Here is a 17,064-nt window from a genome sequence, read left to right on the forward strand (position 1 = left end):
GATAAAACCTAAATTGTTTTGTTTATCTTCTCAAGTATCCGAACAAGGCTTTTTACTTCGTCTTCAGAGAGGATTGAAGCTATCTCATCAGAGAGACTCATATGATGGCTGTGATGATCAAAAAATGCCTCTTTTCCTTTTTCTGTCAGGCGGATGATGTATGATCTTCTGTCGCTTTCGCTTCTGTCGCGAACAGCATAGCCTCCTTTTTCAAGCCTGTCAACGGTCACTGTTATTGTGCCGGTTGTCACTCCAAGAGATTTTGACAAATCCTTCATGCTCATGCTCCCGTTGTGGCCCAGCTTTTCAATTGCATGTGCACCTGCAACAGTAAGAGAGCCCTGTTGGATTACGGAATTTTCCCAGGATGTGAACCGGTCGAAGAACTCGACAAGGTTTTCATTTAACTCTTCAGTCAAATTCATTTAGAGTACCTTAAAGTTTGAATATCAAATTATTAGCAATTAATATTGTTTGAAGATCTTAATATATTTATTTCATCCGGAAATTCTCTCCCCGTGCAAAAAGAAATGACACAAAAATGCAATGAAATCTAGAATAATCCTTACACGAAATAAAAATTTCAGAAAGGTTTTGCTAAACAGGCGGAAATCACAGGAAAAAATTATCACAACGAATGCATAACTAAAATTATTATGGCACAGATAAAACCGGCTGATGTTAAAGAGGCGGCAGAAATTTTGGGAATCTGTGAAAGAGCTTCTTTTAATGAAATAAGGCAGATGTACCGCGACCAGATTAAAAAAATTCATCCTGACATCTCAGAAAAAAGCCCGGCTGTCTCAAACGAAGAAACACTAAGGCTTAATAAGGCATATTCTGTTCTTGTTTCGTACTGCATGAATTACTCTATTTCATTTGCAGATGAGGATATATCAGAAAGTCTGCATTTTTCAAAGATAAGCTACGAAGACTTCTGGAATGAGAGATTCAGAGACGATCCTATCTGGGGCTGAATGTCGGTGGTTTATTTTAATGATTTTTGATAACTTCAAAAAAATTCGAAGCCAACGCGGATTTTAATACCTTTTCTGACTAATAATGCCGAATGAACAAAAAGATATTTTTAGTTATCGGAGTCATCGTGGCTTTGATATCCTGTGCGGCAATTTCGGGTTGCACAGACTCATTCCAACAGCCCGGGGAAAAGACTCAGACTCCTACACCAGCGCCCGGTGAGACAACAGATGTTGTTTCAAATAGCACTAAGAGCCCGCAGGAAATTGTTGCTGATTCAAACAACGCATTTGCATTCTCTTTGTACCGGCTGCTTTCAGCTGAGAGTTTAGATGATGAAAACATTTTCTTCTCGCCGTATTCTGTTTCATCCGCATTTGCCCTTGTTCTTGAAGGTGCAAAAGGAAACACTGCTGATGAGATTAAAGACGTCTTCTCATTTCCAAAGAGTATGGATACACTAAGGCAGGGATTTTACTCATTGAATGAAGGCATCAATTACGAAGGCAGCGGATACTCCTTAAGCACTGCAAATGCTCTCTGGGCCGAAAAGACGTATCCTTTCCTTGAATCATACCTTAAAACAGCAGAGGAGTACTACTCGGCAAACACAACAAACCTTGATTTCAAAAACAGTCCTGAAGAGTCACGCCTTACAATAAATTCCTGGACTGAGGATAAAACAAACCAAAAAATAAAAGACTTAATCCCGGAAGGTATGATAAGCCCGCTTACAAAGCTTGTAATTACAAATGCAGTGTACTTCAAAGGAGACTGGGTATACGAGTTTGACAAGGAAAAAACACAAAAGGCTGACTTTTACTCCCCCTCAGGAGTTGTAGAGGTCGACATGATGCAGAGGACTGATGAAGAAGCTGTCTTTATGTATTATGAGTCTGACACACTCAAAGCCTTAAAAATGCCATATGAAAGTGAGGGAAAAAAGAAGCTTTTCATGACTGTTCTGCTTCCAAAAGATAACTCAGCCTTAGAACCCGGAGAATTTGTTGATGCTGATAAATTAGCTGAGATTGAAAAGTCGTTTAAGTCACAGCAGGTTCATGTCTATCTTCCGAAATTTAAGCTTGAGACTGAGTACTCACTTAACGATGCACTTGAAAAGATGGGAATGCCTAAAGCCTTCTCAGATGAAGCCGATTTTTCAGGAATGGACGGAACAGATGACCTTTTCATAAGCGATGTTGTGCACAAGGCATATGTTGATGTAAATGAGGAGGGAACAGAGGCCGCCGCCGCAACAGGCATTGTATTCAGAACTACTTCAGCAGGACCAACAGATGTTGAGGTACCTGAATTTTTAGCAGATCATCCGTTTATGTTCATAATCGAGGATGAAGAGTCCGGAAACATTCTCTTTATGGGAAAGGTTTCAAATCCGGCAAATTAAAACAAAAAACCGTGCAGAGATAAAAGTTTGTAATCTTTAAACATCCCTTTCGGGAAAAAAGAATAAAAAATAATTTTTTCACGCAGGCCATGCAACTGCAAAATGCCATCCGGTGAAGGGTGATTGTTGAAATACTGCATTATAATAAACTCCGTCCTCTTCATAACTACAGGAACCACTACTACTGTTGAAAATCTCCTCCAAAGCTGTCTTTAATGATTTATTCCTGTCATATGCAGATATGCTCTGTGATATTTTTCCTTTCTCTGAATGAATGGCAAATTTTCCTTCATTGTCGATTGCGAAGAACAAAAACGGCTCCGGGATTTTTTCCCTTGTTTTATCGGTAAGTGCATCAAGATATAACGAAGCACCTAAAATTCCTTTTGTATTGCCCTTAATTATTACAGGAACTGCAACAATTCCTGTATTTTTTCCTGTCGAGTGGCTTACAACAACGTATCCGACCGACACATTGCCGGCAATTATATCCGGGAAATATGGCCGGCTTTTAAGACTTGCAGAGGTTAGGCCGTCGACAACAGTATAATATGACCCGTCAGGAAGTGCATACCATGTCCTTGCATCAGGCTGGTTTTTTTCAAGTGCTGCAAGAAGAGGGCTTATTTTTCCCCATTCGCCTGATTTTACCTCTGATGTTTCTCTAAGAACTTCATATGACAAAAGAACCGGCCTTATCATGCCGTCTGTATCAGAAATTATTGTATGAAGAGCCTGTTGTGCAACAGCAGCCGGGGAATCTGGGACACTCTCTTTTGATGTAGCAGTTATGTTGTATTTCTGCCTGATTTCATCGAAAGTGCCGTCCGCTTTTATCTCATCAAGTGCAGACTGCCAATCATCTACTAAAGAATCAGGAACGTCAGGACTAAAAGCGATATACATCTCAACAGTCCTGACCTGATATACCGGTGTAAATGTGAGCAGGTCCAGACCCTCCTCTTTTGCAATAGCCTCCGCGTTTGTACTGCTTCCAAGCCAGAGGCTGATTTCGCCTGAGATTAAGCTTTTTAGACATTCGGCATCGGTTCTGAAGACTTTTATATCTTCAAAATTGTTTTCCTTTAGGAACTGATTTCGTGAGTCGTCTTCTACGACACCTGTGGTGCCTGTTTTCTTTGCCACCTCAAGGCTTTTTATTGTAATGCCTGATTTGTTTGATGCATAAAGAGTGTAATCAAAATATGCAACAGGCCCTGCCCATTTGAATAAATTTTCGCGTTCATCAGTTCTTGCGGCTGAATAAAGCGCTACAAACGGCCCTTTTTGTGCAATTTCATAACCTCTTTTCCATGGCAGAATTTCAATTTCGGATGTCTGGTTTAGTTTTGCTAAAATTTCGTTTACAACATCAGTTGCCCATCCGGCCGCCCTGCCATCAGGTCCTTTATAGTTAAACGGCGGAAATTCTTCTGTTATTATTCTTAAATCTGAATCAATAGGCTTTTCCCCGGGAGAATTTTCCATTGCAGAATTTTTTTCAGTCAGATTTTCTGTGCTTCCGCATGCAACTAAAAAACCTGTTAAAAGCAACAATACAAAAACAGTGTATATAATTTTCTTCATCTTTCCCCCACCAATGATAAATTTTAAGTTATTTTCATCAGAATCTGATGTTTCATCAGAACCTGACGGTTTGATTCTGGACAAGTAGTAATGAATTCTGTATATATATTATAATCCCCACGTTTCATCTATCTTTAAAAACAGTCATTTTACAGATCTTTAATTAACATTTAGTCAGAGGTTACTTCTGCTAAAAACGTCCATGAAATTATATTTCATGCACGGTTTCATGTAAATTACGAAGTAAATTTCATGTAAAAATCGCTGTTATTTTTCAGCCGTTTTGCCATTGGCTTTGTCTTTTTTTTCATCGGATTTATAAGGATTAATACTGTAACTTATATAAGGATGGACAGGAGTGAAGAAGTTATGAGTTGTAAAATCGCTGTTGGCGATAATTCAGATTATCCGGGATCTGACTTTTATAAGAAGCTGAATCTTTATCAGAATGAAGCAGAGGAGATGATTAAAAGGGCAGGAGAAGATCTTTTGGTTTTGAAAAAAACGAAGTGGATGCCTAAATATTCATCGCTGATTCTTGTCCTTGCAATAATACTGAATCTTGTCCTTTTGTCTGTTTTTGCCTTTGAATATTTTATCTACTGGATAATGTGCTCGTTTATATTTCTGATGGTAAATCCGTTTTTGCTGATGCTTCCAACCGATTTTAAGGATTTAAGAAAGATTAAGGATTATGCTTTTAGCTTAAAAATTACCGAGAGAAAAAAAATAGAAGAGGAAAAGGCGCTTTTGGGAGAGAAAAAAGAGAAGGAGGCCTTAATTTCCAAAGAGAAGATAAAGGCAGTTTCACGCCAGAGAAAGTATCTTTATGAATTTGTATGGAATATTTTCTTCATCAACTGCCAGCCGCTTGCTCCCGGATTTTTCTTGCTTTTTATTCTTTCGTCAGTTTTTGCCTTTTCCGGATGGTTCTTTTCAGGTGATTTTGCAATTTTCCCTTCAGTTGCTGTGATAATACAGTCTGCGGCAATTATTATTTTTTATTTTGCAATTGTCCATGTTGAGCCATATTCAACCGGATTTTTCTCTAGGATGACGGCTCTTCGCTCAGGCTTTAAGGAGAGATACGGAAAAGGTAAAATTTCAGGGCTTAAGTTTTTACTTATTGCGGTAGTTTTGATTATAGTTGCAGGAATTTTATTTACAGCGGCTATTCTTCTTCCGGGCTTTACTTACAAGAGTTTCATGTCGGCTGAGGGGGATATTCAGATAAAAGCTGTTTCATTTTTGATTGTTTTTATATCACAGATGATTTTTGTAAGATTTTTTCAGGGTTTATACAGCCGAAGGCTTGTTGAGGATTATTTAGGCTCTGTTGTTAAAAATACAGGGGAGAGTATTATTCCGGCAATAGCTCAGCTTAAGGCTGAAATTGCGGAGTCCGGAACCGCCCATGATATTTCAGGTGATTTTAAAGAGAGACTTTTTGCACTCGATATGGAGATTTTTAAAATCAGGGCGGTTAGGATTGATTACAGGTCGCTTTTTGGCTTCTTTCCGGTCTGCATGGTAAATCCCAATGTATCTGTTCTGCCTGAAATTTTTGACAGGGCTGATGATAAGGTGTGATGGTTTTTTGAGGGTTTTATTAATTTAGGTATCTTCTAACTCTTTTTTTTCGGGCAGTGATTTTGCCGGATAATTTTTCGATTGGTTTATGCATCTCTAACTGTAATTAAAAATTACTATTGGTGTTTTTTGCAGGAATTGGGAGATTTTGAAATAAATGGCAGATATAAATTCGGCAGATATTGGATTTGAGCAGAAAATATGGAACGCCGCATGTGTCCTTCGTGGAAATATGGATGCATCAGAGTACAAACACGTTGTTTTAGGTCTTATTTTTTTAAAATACATCTCCGATAAGTTCGAACAGAAATATAAGTCGCTGTTAGAGGAAGGCGACGGGTTTGAAGAGGATAGAGATGAGTACCTTGCCGAAGGTGTATTTTTCGTTCCTCCTGAAGCCCGCTGGGATGAAATTGCAAAAAAAGCTCACACACCAGAGGTTGGAACGACAATTGATGATGCAATGCGGGCTATTGAGAAGGAGAACAAACGCTTAAAAGATATTCTTCCAAAGACATTTGCACGACCTGAGCTTGACAAGCGCCGGCTTGGCGAGGTTGTTGATCTGTTCACAAACATTCAGATGGCAGATCATGGCGACCACAAGGACATTCTCGGAAGGGCATATGAATACTGCCTTTCAAAGTTTGCCGAGCAGGAAGGAAAATTAGCCGGTGAATTTTATACTCCCGCCTGCGTTGTAAAAACAATTGTTGAAGTTTTACAACCCTGCCAGGGAAGAGTTTATGATCCCTGCTGTGGCAGCGGCGGGATGTTTGTTCAGTCTGCACATTTTATCGAGAATCATCGCGGGAATATCAATAATATCTCTGTCTACGGTCAGGATTCAAACCCGACTACCTGGAAGATGGCCCAGATGAACCTTGCAATCCGTGGTATTGAGGCAGATCTTGGAAAGTTCAGCGCTGATACTTTTTACAACGATCTTCACCCGACACTAAAAGCCGATTTCATCATGGCAAATCCGCCTTTCAACCTCTCAAACTGGGGGGCGGATAAGCTTTCTGATGACGCACGCTGGAAATATGGTATTCCGCCTTCGGGAAATGCCAACTTCGCATGGATGCAGCATATGATCTATCATCTTTCTCCTAAGGGAAGGCTTGGTCTTGTTCTTGCAAACGGTTCTTTGTCTTCGCAGTCAGGAGGAGAAGGAGGGATAAGGAAGAATATCGTCGAGGATGATCTTGTCGAGTGTATCGTTGCAATGCCTCCGCAGCTTTTCTATACAACACAGATTCCGGTCTCTTTGTGGTTTATCAACAAGGACAAAAAACAGACAGGAAAAACGGTTTTCATTGACGCCAGAAATATGGGGACGATGCGAACGAGAAAACTTCGTGAGCTGACTCAGGAGGAGATTGAGCTTATCGGAAAGACTGTTTCTCAGTTTGAGGCCGGAACTCTTGAAGATGTCAAAGGATTTTGTGCTGTTGTTTCAACGGATGACATCGCAAAGCATGATTACATCTTAACACCGGGAAGATACGTGGGGATTGCGGATGTAGAAGACGACGGCGAGCCGTTTGAGGAGAAGATGGAGCGGCTTACAGGGGAGCTTTCAGAACTGTTTGGAAAAAGCCGTGATGCCGAAGAGGAGATTCGCCGGCAGATGAAGAGTGTTGGTTTTGAGGTTTAGATATATGGGGGATTTTTCATTTGATGTACTTGTCGGGTCTATTCGTGATGTTGACTCGCGTTTTGTCTCATCTGCTGTTAAGGCTGTTAATGTGAGTCTTACTCTTCGCAACTGGTGCATCGGTGCGTATATATCGGAATTTGAACTGCATGGCTCAAATCGTGCAGGCTATGGGGACAAACTACTTTTGAATCTTTCAAAGGAGCTGAAGAATACCGGTCTTAAGAATTGCGGGAAGAGAGAGCTCTCAAGATATGTCCTGTTTTACAGTCGTTACTCTGATGTTGGCTCACTTTTGCCTGAGGCTATAAGAGAACAATATCTGTCAGTATGCTCTCCGTCAGATAGTGATGAAAACCATTTTATATCAGGAATTGAGGGTACACTGTCCCCCCAATTCAGAACACCACCTGAAAAACTGATTACCTCGCTTTCATTTTCTCATATTTCAGAGATTATGGAGATTGACGATCCATTAAAACGCCTTTTTTATGAGATTGAATGCATCAAAGGCTGCTGGTCAGTTCGTGAGTTAAAACGGCAGATAGGTTCACTTTATTATGAGCGTTCGGGACTTTCAGAGAACAAAGAGGCTTTAAGCCGTATTGCAAACGAAGGAGCAGAGATATCATCTCCTGTAATGGCTATCCGCGATCCTTATGTCTTTGAATTTTTAGGTCTTAAACCGGCTGAGGTCATGGACGAGTCAGAGTTTGAATCAGCCCTTCTTGATAAGCTTGAATCATTTCTCCTTGAACTTGGACGGGGGTTTTGTTTTGAGTCCCGCCAGAAGCGTATTCTGATTGGAGATGAGTATTTTTTTGTTGATCTTGTCTTTTATCATCGGATTTTAAAGTGCCATATTCTTGTTGAGCTTAAAACAGAGCGGATGAGCCATGAGGCGGTCGGTCAGCTCAATACTTATCTTAACTGGTTTAAGACAAATGAACTCTGCGAGGGCGACAATCCGCCGGTTGGAATTTTACTCTGCACTGAGAAGAATGACGAGCTTGTACGTTACGCAACGGCAGGGATGGCAAACGATCTTTTTGTTTCAAAATATGAGGTAGTTCTTCCTTCAACCAACGAACTGGAGAAGTTTGTTGAGGAAGAAATGAAACTGCTAAAGGGTCAGGGTGGTGAGCAGAGATGATTGTTCAGATATTGTCATCTGACCGGGGAGTTTTCCGGTCTTTTTGCAAAGAGCAGGAAGGCAGAGGAAGAAATAAGGAAGAACCTGCGGAGTCTTGGTTATGAGTGAACGCAGGAATCTGCCGGATGATTATTCCGGATTTTTATCAGATCTGAAGACACGCATCCGTGAGGCACGGGTAAAGGCCGCCCTTTCAGTTAACCGTGAGCTCATTCTTCTGTACTGGAGTATCGGCAGGGATATTCTAAGGCGGCAGGAAGAGGAAGGCTGGGGTGCGAAGGTTATTGACCGCCTGTCTGCCGATCTTAAGAAGGAATTTCCGGATATGAAAGGACTTTCTTCCCGGAATCTGAAGTATATGCGTTCTTTTGCCAGGGCATGGCCTGAAGAGAATTTCGTGCAGCAGGCCGCTGCACAAATTACATGGTACCATAATGTAACACTGCTTGACAAATACGGCGGGATTAAGAAAGTTTTTGAATAAATTGATCTGGTAGTTGATAGAGATATGACAATGGATGAATATAGCAGAATTCTGACAAAAAAGGAAATGAGAATGGCTTCATCTGAAAATTCAAATCAAAGCCTTTTATCGGTTTTCATTAGTTACAGCGTTGCAGATAGAGGGAAAGTTGAATCTGTAGTAAATAATCTCAGGGCTATTCAGGAAGTTCGTATTTTTTTTGCAGATTATAGCATCGGTCCGGGAGATATCATAAATCAAAAGATTATTAATGCAATTACTCAGTGCAATGTTTTTCTGGTTTTTTACAGCAGGAATTCAATTAATTCCGTATATGTTCAGCAAGAGATTGGGGCAGCACTTGCTACCGGAAAAATCCCTGTTCCAATATTGCTCGATGACATAAAACCCTCAGGTATGATTGCAAACAATATCCATTATCTCGATTTTTCAGATGAGAATAAAAAATACCAGGAATATAATAAACTGCATCAGTTTTTAGTAAATCTGATTCAACTGAAGATTACTGAGAGGAACAACAACATTCTCGGAGCTTTATTGTTATTGGGTATCGGGTATCTTGCATTAAAATCTGATGAAGATAACAGGTATGATTATTAAAGGAGGGTTAAGATGGATTATTCGGTTTTGTTCTTTTTTTGTGTAATATTTGCCTTTGTTGGGTTCATTACAACGAAGATTTGGGGAATTGATATTTACAAAATATATTCTGATATCGGTTCGTTTATTGTGTTAGTGCCATTATTAGCGTTGATATTTTACCGACCTGAATCTGCAAAAGAAAGTGTTGATTTACTATCAGGAGCGATGACTTCCTTTGCCAGTGCCCTTCCGGGAATAATTATCGGAGATGTCGCGGGATCATTGGTTGCTGAGTTTACGGAGTTTTTTAGATGAATATAAAATATGAAGTAGTTCTTCCTTCAACTACAGAACTTGAGAAAATTGTTGAGGATAAGTTCAGGCTACTTCGGGGAGAGGATAATGCGGGGTTTACAGAATGAAAAATCTATATGATACTTTTTATCTGAAAGAAATTGGTGATAATTTTTCAATGGGACCTTTTGGTTCAGACATTAAAAGCTCAAATTTTGTTAAATCAGGAATTCCAGTTATTCGTGGAGGAAATCTTGTTGATTGTAAATTCCATGATGAAGGATTTGTTTTTCTCACTGATGAAAAAGCAGATGAATTGAAAAATTCAAATGCGTTTCCAGGTGATATTGTTTTCACACATAGAGGTACCTTGGGGCAGGTTGCAATAATCCCTAAGGATGTAAAATATTCACGTTATGTTATCTCTCAGAGTCAAATGAAGATGTCTTGTAACCCTGAAAAAGCTAATCCTATGTATGTTTATTATTATTTTATTTCTCCATTTGGTCAACATGAGCTTCTTAAAAATACTTCTACAACAGGTGTTCCAGCAATTAGTCGTCCTTTAACATCCTTAAAATCTATGAGAATATCACTTCCCTCTTTACAAATTCAGAATAAAATTGTTAAAATCCTCTCCTCCCTCGACGACAAAATCGAACTAAACACCCGCATGAACGAAGTGCTTGAAGAGATTGCCCGTGCCCTCTTTCACAGGTGGTTTGTGGAGTTTGAGTTTCCGGACGCTGAGGGCAGGCCGTATAAATCATCCGGTGGGAAGATGATTGAGTCTGAGATGGGGCTTGTGCCGGAGGGTTGGAGTGTTGGGACAATTGGAGATGTAGTGAAAATTTTAGGTGGAAGTACGCCTAATACAAAGAATCCTAAATATTGGAAAAATGGTAAAAATCCCTTTTGCACTCCTAAAGATCTCTCAAATCTAAATTCAACATTATTATTAGATACTGAACGGCACATTACAGACGAGGGAGTACAGAGTATTAGCTCTAAACAGTTGCCGATAGGGACACTTCTTTTATCTTCTCGTGCTCCAGTAGGTTATCTCGCCATCTCTTTAATACCTGTTTCTGTAAATCAAGGGTTTATTGCCTTAGTTTGTGATGAAGATATTTCCAATATCTATCTATTACAATGGCTACGTGAAAATATGGAAATAGTTAAAGGAAGGGCAAATGGGAGTACTTTCCAAGAAATCAACAAGAGAAATTTCCGAAATATTGGTTTTTTGATCCCATTAAAAGTAATTTTGAATTGTTATGATTCCATAGTTAATCCCATTTATAAGAAAATTGAAAATCTAACCAAAGAAACAGAAAATCTGAAAGATATTCGTGATGCCCTTCTACCTAAACTAATGAACGGAGAGATCGAGGTATAAAAGATAATTAGTCGCAATCAATCCATTCAATACTCACAAAACTCCTCAATCTCATTATTGATATAGCAAAATGACTGCGGAGGAGTGAAATTCTCATAGTGAAGTTTTGGGTCAATCGGGTTTTTGAATTGTGTGAATTCGTCAATCTCTATTGCAAATCCTTTTGATTTCCCTTTGAAATAATTGAAAAATTCTGATTCGATAAGTCCGGATTTGTCCTTAACGGTGTCCCATAAATTATCCGGGTGGTCTTCTAAAATATCTGCAATTGTGAATTTGCCGATTATCTTTTTTACAGGATGGCTTGAATAAATATAAACCGAATCTACGGACTTATTTTTGAATATTGATTTTCTAAATTCATATTTTTTAGATCCTTCAATAATCTTTGATGTATATAATGGTTTAATGGACAGTAAAACATTCATTGATCTCACCAAGCTTCTTGAATTTTATAAATTTTTTATCGTCTATTTGTTGTATAGATTGAGGATGACTTTTCAAAATTTCAGAATTTATTAACTCAGATAATTTTACAGGATTCTTTATATTAAGATGGTGCCTGAAAAGAATTATAGTAAGCGGTTTTTGAGATGATTCAATTTCATTTTTGGAATAAACACTTCTTTTACCGATAATTTTCTGTATTTCCTCAGAATCACTTAAAGAATAAAAGACATCGTCAATTATTCCAAGAGATGTAATTGCTTTTAGATCACCTGACCTGTAGAAAAGAATAATATCTCCCAGATTTAGCTTTTGTATTCCGCTATTTGTGAGATATGCTTTCTTTATAGTATTTCCCTCAACTATGAACTCTCCTTCTATTTCCGTGATTGTTGCCTGTCTGTTCCCGGCAATATAGAAATCCGTGAATAAGCGATTGTGATATTCCGGCCTGATAGGAATAACAAATTTTCCAACCTTATCTCCGTCATAAAAGGAAGGATAAAAATCTTCTGAGATTTCAAGGGGTGTAAGTTTTTTAGATTCTTCAGCAGCAGGATGTAATTTTTTTATGAAAACATCTTCATTTTTATTTTGAGGGATTATTCCGGCATGTTTAAACCCAAATTGTGATATTAACAAGACCAGTTTGTCTTCTGCTTCTGTAAAATGTGTAAGATATATTTCAGAAAGATTATTTTCTGCTGCAATTTTAAATGCAGTTTTCAATAGCAATTCACCAATCTTGTGTCCTTCGTGTGATACTTTTAATGTTGCAATTTTTAAGCGTTTTTGAGAAGGATATGGTGGGATTGAGGCAATTGGCTCTTCTTCAAATTTATATATCATTATTGCGCCTAATTTCCCGTCACTTTTTTTGCTATAGAAACATTCCCTCCCCTGTTGTGCAATTTTAGTAAACCACTTATTAAATTCATAATCCTTCTTTAAACTATCAAAAAGTGGATCATTAATATCAAGATCACTAACATAACCTTTCAACAAAGGAATTGGTTTAGAAATCTCAAATGTTGAAGGCAAATCTTTCTTAAAATATTCAATGGCTTCATCCGGATAAAGAACTCTTTCAGATATATCTATTTTTTGAGCTTTAGAATGAATTTTGAAATCATTTGTTATTAAAAATCCTACTGCATTTTTGTATACGGAATATAAGATCAGGTTATCGATCTTGTCGTTAATTCGCTTTGGCTCTCCAATTTTTTGAAAAAAATCATCTTTCTCATTAGGAATTGGAGCATTTTGAAGAATCGGATATGCTTTAACTTTTGAAAGAATTTTTTCTTTTCTCTTTTGATCCTTGTCTCTATTAATATCATCCAATGAACCGGGATGAAGTAATACATCAGTATGAGTTTGACTAAGAATTTTCATTAGATTACTGATGTCCGGAGAAACATTTGTGTCATCTTCACGATAAATGAAAATATTTGTATCCAATAAAACCCGCATTGCCCTTCACAATCCTAATAATTATAAATATCTCTATTACAATGAAATTTCATGTAAATATAAACCTTTTCTGAGTAGTGTGGAAGTAAAAAATTTAAAATATCCATAATCATGATTCAGTTTGAATTTTATTTTCATAAATCTGGTGTGAAATCTCTCAAAAATACCAAAAACAAAAACACATACCATTTATAATAATTAAAAACATTCTATAAAATAATAAAGCGTGGGAATTTTAGAAATGTCAGCGGATTTGCAGAGTAGTCGTCTAAAAAAAATAAGTGAGGCAAAACTCTGTGAATACCCGGGGACTGACAAACTCATAGAAAAAGTAACCTTTGAAGCTGACTCCTTAGAAGTGAAGCCCGGGACTCTTAAAGGTGAAGCTTCTATCACTAAACATGAAGCTGACTCCTTAAAGGGGAAGTATGGGACTCTTAAACATGAAGCTTACTCTTTAAAGGGGAAGTATGGGACTCTTAAAGGTGAAGCTTCTATCACTAAACATGAAGCTGACTCCTTAAAAGGGAAGTCTGGGACTCTTAAACATGAAGTTTCCATCACTAAACATGAAGCTGGACCCTTAGAAGTGAAGCCTGATGCTCTTAGAAGTGAAGCTGACTCTTTAGAAGTGAAGTCTGACACTCTTAGAAGTGAAGCTTTAACTGAAAGAGATTTATTATTGTCATCATTATCTGAAGAAACCAAAATGGCACTTTTAAAATTGGGAAAACGAACCCGGCCGGAGATAATGAAAGATTTAATTCGTGAAATCTGTTCTCAGAAAGATTTTACATTAGATGAACTTTGTATCATATTAGGAAGAAAAAACAGTAAAACACTATATGATAATTATATCAAAAAACTGTTAAACGAAAAAAAGCTGATTAAAACGAATCCTGATAAACCAACATCCCCTAATCAGAAATATAAAACAGTCCTCTCCCAAAAGGAGAAATCCTAATGACATTCACCGAAGCCAACTTTGAAAATTCAATAATTGAAATTTTTAAAGACAGCCTCGGCTATAAATATCAATACGGGCCTGACATAATCCGGGACTATCATAACCCCATGTATGAAGAGCAGCTCCTCTCTTCCCTTAAAACAACCAACCAAAATCTTCCTGAAGATGCCATAAAAGAAGCCGTCTTCAAACTAAAAAACATAGAAACAGGAACATTAATTCAGAAAAATTTCATCTTCACCGACTATCTCCAAAACGGAATCCCGGTTAATTATTATGACGGAAGAGAAGAACGCTCAACTCTTGTTTATCTGATTGATTACAATAATCCTGATAAAAACACCTTCCAAGTCATAAACCAGTGGACTGTCATTGACGAAGTTGAAAAACGCCCTGACATTGTTATATTTGTAAACGGACTTCCGCTCGTTGTCATCGAACTTAAATCCCCTTCAAGAGAAGAGACCGATGTATCACAGGCTTACAGACAGCTTAGAAATTATCTCTACGACATCCCCTCTCTTTTTGTCTACAACGCATTCTGCGTCATGAGCGATCAGGCCACATCAAAAGCAGGCACAATAACTGCTGATGAAGACCGATACATGGAGTGGAAGAGTGTTGACGGAAGCTATGAAAACACTCAGTATGCAGCATTCGACGTTCTCTTCGAAGGAATATTTGATAAAACACGATTCTTAGACATCCTCAAAAACTTCATCTGCTTCTCAAAGGAAATTCCAAACGACAAAAAAATACTATCAGCATACCACCAGTATTTCGCAGTCAAAAAAGCACTACTGTCAACAAAAGAGGCATCTGTGACAGATGGAAAAGGCGGAGTATTCTGGCATACGCAGGGAAGCGGAAAGTCTTTATCAATGGTATTTTATGCAAAACAGCTCCAGGAGACGCTTGACAGCCCGACAATTGTTGTAATAACAGACAGAAACGATCTTGACGGCCAGCTCTTCAGTCAGTTTTCAGCATGCAGAGATTACCTCCGGCAGACTCCCCTTCAGGCCGAAAGCAGAGAGGATCTTAAAAAACTCATAAAAAACAGGGAGGTAAACGGCATAATTTTTACAACGATGCAGAAGTTTGAAGAATATGACGAGCCTCTCTCAGAAAGAAGAAATATCGTTGTAATCGCAGACGAAGCCCACCGGAGTCAGTACGGGCTTGAGGAAAAGGTTTCAGAGAAGGGAAAAGTCAGGATTGGAACTGCACGAAAAGTCAGAAACAGTCTTCCGAATGCAACATATATCGGATTTACAGGAACCCCGGTTTCTCTTGAAGACAGAAACACACGGGAGATATTTGGCAGTTACATCGACATATACGACATGACACAGTCCGTACAGGACAAAGCAACTGTTCCAATATTCTACGAAAGCCGTGTTATATCACTAAACCTCAACGAAAAAATTCTTTCAGATATAGATGAAGAGTATGACTGCGTTGCAGAAGAAGCTGAAGAATATCTTGTTGAAAAAAGCAAGCATGAACTCGGACAGCTCGAAAGCATACTTGGCGCTCCTGAAACGATCACATCTCTAGTTGAGGATATCATAAGCCACTACGAAAAATACCGGCAGTATGAGCAGACCGGAAAAGCAATGATAGTAGCCTATTCAAGGCCAATTGCGATGAAAATCTACAAAAAAATTCTTGAACTTCGCCCGTTATGGAATGAAAAGCTTGGGGTTGTCATGACATCCGACAACAACGATCCTGAAGAATGGCGGGAGATAATCGGCAACAAAAAACACAAAGAGATGATGGCTGCAAAATTCAAGGACAACGACAACCCCTTAAAAATCGCAATCGTTGTTGACATGTGGCTTACAGGATTTGACGTTCCATCCCTTTGCACAATGTATGTCTACAAACCAATGAGCGGGCATAATTTAATGCAGGCAATCGCCCGTGTAAACCGCGTCTACAAAGACAAGCAGGGCGGACTCATTGTTGATTATGTCGGAATTGCCGGTGCACTTAAACGTGCAATGAAAGATTACACAAGCCGCGATCTTAAAAACTACAAAAATCCTGATATCACAAAAACAGCCTATCCCAAATTCCTTGAAAAAACAGAGGTCTGCCGTGACTTATTTTACGGCTATGACTATTCCGGATTTGAAGGCGGTACAGACTTAAACCGTGCCAGATTAATAAGCGGCGGAGTCAACTTCTTAACTTTACCCTCAAAAGCGGAAGCAAAAAAGTCATTTATCAAAGAATCCCTCCTTCTTCGTCATGCAATGTCTCTTTGTAAAAGTATGCTTAATCAAAGCCAGAGATTTGAAGCGGCATATTTTGAAGCAGTAAGAACACTTCTGACAAGAATTGAAGGAAAAGGAAAACTATCCCTAAAAGAGATAAACGACAGGATAAACGAACTATTAAAGCAGAGCATAAAAAGCGAAGGTGTGATAAATCTCTTCTCTGATGTGCAGGAAAAATACTCTCTTTTTGACTCTGCATTTCTTGCTGACATTGCCAGGATGAAAGAGAAAAATCTTGCAGTAGAGATGCTAAAAAAACTGCTTGCAGAACAGGTGAGGGTTTATTCCGGAACAAATGTTGTCAAATCAGAAAAATTTTCAAAACTCCTAAAAGATGCAATGAACAGCTACATAAACGGCATGATTACAAACGAGCAGGTGATAGAAGAGCTGCTTAAAATTGCAGAAGATATGGCACAGGCTCAAAAGGAAGGTGAAAAGCTTGGTCTTACAACTGAAGAGATGGCATTTTATGATGCCTTAACAAAGCCCGAGACTGTAAAGGATTTTTATGAAAACGAAGAGCTTATCAAAATTACAAAAGAGTTAGCTGATCTTTTGCGCAGCAACAAAACAATCGACTGGCAGAAAAAAGAGACTGCAAGGGCAGGAATGAGAAGGCTTGTCAAGCGTCTTTTAAAAAAGCATAAATATCCTCCTGAAGGTATGGAGGATGCAGTAACAACAGTTATTGCACAATGCGAGATGTGGACTGAAAATACTGAAATGGCTGACTAAAAAAAACCTGCAAAGA

General features: G+C 38.5%; 15 protein-coding genes. 11 read left to right on the forward strand and 4 right to left on the reverse strand.

The window, feature by feature from the left end; translation table 11 throughout:
- Positions 1 to 8 precede the first annotated feature (8 nt).
- The gene (locus L1994_RS11375) at positions 9 to 425 is read right to left on the reverse strand and encodes a MarR family winged helix-turn-helix transcriptional regulator (RefSeq protein WP_278099549.1); all 417 of its coding nucleotides are present in this window, start codon (positions 423 to 425) and stop codon (positions 9 to 11) included.
- 231 nt (positions 426 to 656) lie between these two features.
- Between L1994_RS11375 and L1994_RS11380 the strand changes: the two genes are divergently transcribed.
- A complete protein-coding gene (locus L1994_RS11380; RefSeq protein ID WP_278099550.1) occupies positions 657 to 977 on the forward strand; it encodes a J domain-containing protein in 321 nt (106 codons plus the stop codon).
- Between the two features lie 92 nt (positions 978 to 1,069).
- The gene (locus tag L1994_RS11385; protein ID WP_278099551.1) at positions 1,070 to 2,386 is read left to right on the forward strand and encodes a serpin family protein; all 1,317 of its coding nucleotides are present in this window, start codon (positions 1,070 to 1,072) and stop codon (positions 2,384 to 2,386) included.
- A 78-nt stretch (positions 2,387 to 2,464) separates the two neighbouring features.
- Here L1994_RS11385 and L1994_RS11390 read toward each other — a convergent pair whose 3' ends face one another.
- Entirely contained in the window at positions 2,465 to 3,973 is a 1,509-nt protein-coding gene (locus tag L1994_RS11390) for a transporter substrate-binding domain-containing protein (RefSeq protein WP_278099552.1), read from the reverse strand.
- A 369-nt stretch (positions 3,974 to 4,342) separates the two neighbouring features.
- Here L1994_RS11390 and L1994_RS11395 point away from each other — a divergent pair, with 369 nt between their 5' ends.
- The 7 genes from L1994_RS11395 (at position 4,343) to L1994_RS11425 (ending at position 11,135) form a co-directional block, all read left to right on the forward strand.
- The gene (locus L1994_RS11395) at positions 4,343 to 5,563 is read left to right on the forward strand and encodes a hypothetical protein (protein ID WP_278099553.1); all 1,221 of its coding nucleotides are present in this window, start codon (positions 4,343 to 4,345) and stop codon (positions 5,561 to 5,563) included.
- A 157-nt stretch (positions 5,564 to 5,720) separates the two neighbouring features.
- A complete protein-coding gene (locus L1994_RS11400; protein WP_278099554.1) occupies positions 5,721 to 7,223 on the forward strand; it encodes a class I SAM-dependent DNA methyltransferase in 1,503 nt (500 codons plus the stop codon).
- Between the two features lie 4 nt (positions 7,224 to 7,227).
- Positions 7,228 to 8,376 (forward strand): PDDEXK nuclease domain-containing protein, encoded by a 1,149-nt coding sequence (locus tag L1994_RS11405; RefSeq protein ID WP_278099555.1) that lies wholly within the window; start codon positions 7,228 to 7,230, stop codon positions 8,374 to 8,376.
- 100 nt (positions 8,377 to 8,476) lie between these two features.
- On the forward strand, positions 8,477 to 8,860 hold the full coding sequence (locus L1994_RS11410) for a DUF1016 N-terminal domain-containing protein (RefSeq protein WP_278099556.1): 384 nt from the start codon (positions 8,477 to 8,479) through the stop codon (positions 8,858 to 8,860).
- A gap of 30 nt (positions 8,861 to 8,890) precedes the next feature.
- Complete coding sequence (locus L1994_RS11415) at positions 8,891 to 9,460, forward strand: toll/interleukin-1 receptor domain-containing protein (RefSeq protein ID WP_278099557.1); 570 nt, start codon at positions 8,891 to 8,893, stop codon at positions 9,458 to 9,460.
- A gap of 12 nt (positions 9,461 to 9,472) precedes the next feature.
- Entirely contained in the window at positions 9,473 to 9,757 is a 285-nt protein-coding gene (locus L1994_RS11420; protein ID WP_278099558.1) for a hypothetical protein, read from the forward strand.
- A gap of 103 nt (positions 9,758 to 9,860) precedes the next feature.
- On the forward strand, positions 9,861 to 11,135 hold the full coding sequence (locus tag L1994_RS11425) for a restriction endonuclease subunit S (protein ID WP_278099559.1): 1,275 nt from the start codon (positions 9,861 to 9,863) through the stop codon (positions 11,133 to 11,135).
- Positions 11,136 to 11,161: 26 nt separating this feature from the next.
- Here the strand turns inward: L1994_RS11425 and L1994_RS11430 are convergent, their stop codons facing one another.
- Both L1994_RS11430 and L1994_RS11435 read right to left on the reverse strand, forming a co-directional pair.
- Positions 11,162 to 11,563, reverse strand: coding sequence for an ASCH domain-containing protein (locus L1994_RS11430; protein WP_278099560.1), 402 nt, complete (start codon positions 11,561 to 11,563; stop codon positions 11,162 to 11,164).
- Positions 11,541 to 13,043, reverse strand: coding sequence for a hypothetical protein (locus tag L1994_RS11435; protein WP_278099561.1), 1,503 nt, complete (start codon positions 13,041 to 13,043; stop codon positions 11,541 to 11,543). The genes L1994_RS11430 and L1994_RS11435 overlap by 23 nt, the downstream gene beginning before the upstream one ends.
- Positions 13,044 to 13,296: 253 nt before the next feature.
- Here L1994_RS11435 and L1994_RS11440 point away from each other — a divergent pair, with 253 nt between their 5' ends.
- Positions 13,297 to 14,019, forward strand: coding sequence for a Fic family protein (locus tag L1994_RS11440; protein ID WP_278099562.1), 723 nt, complete (start codon positions 13,297 to 13,299; stop codon positions 14,017 to 14,019).
- Positions 14,019 to 17,048 carry a type I restriction endonuclease subunit R gene (locus L1994_RS11445; RefSeq protein WP_278099563.1) on the forward strand — a complete coding sequence of 1,010 codons (3,030 nt, stop codon included), beginning with the start codon at positions 14,019 to 14,021 and terminating at the stop codon, positions 17,046 to 17,048. Before L1994_RS11440 ends, L1994_RS11445 begins: the two co-directional genes overlap by 1 nt.
- The last annotated feature ends 16 nt before the right edge of the window (positions 17,049 to 17,064 follow it).

This window comes from Methanomicrobium antiquum (genome assembly GCF_029633915.1).
In the GTDB taxonomy this organism is placed as follows: domain Archaea; phylum Halobacteriota; class Methanomicrobia; order Methanomicrobiales; family Methanomicrobiaceae; genus Methanomicrobium; species Methanomicrobium antiquum.